Raw genomic sequence first — 277 nt, forward strand, 5'->3', positions numbered from 1 at the left:
TCGACGAGCACACCCACACGCATTTTGACGGCAAAGCCAAAGTGGCGGAACAAATCAAAGGCATCGGTTCGATAACGACGGCTACGCTGATGGCGATGCTGCCCGAATTGGGACGGCTGAACCACAAACGGATAGCGAGTCTGGTCGGTATTGCCCCACACCAGAGGGAGAGCGGGGAAACCAAATTCAAAAGCCGCTGCTTCGGCGGAAGGTCTGCGGTGCGTAAGGCGCTGTATATGGCCACCGTAGTGGCGATGCGGTTCGAACCGTTTATTCG

General features: G+C 56.7%; 1 protein-coding gene. It reads left to right on the forward strand.

The features are described 5' to 3' along the window. Positions 1-277 (forward strand): IS110 family transposase (locus ACLD9W_RS12635; RefSeq protein ID WP_410842313.1); only part of this gene is annotated, 277 nt, incomplete at both ends.

The organism is Neisseria sp. WLZKY-1 (assembly GCF_046546535.1).
Lineage (GTDB): Bacteria > Pseudomonadota > Gammaproteobacteria > Burkholderiales > Neisseriaceae > Neisseria.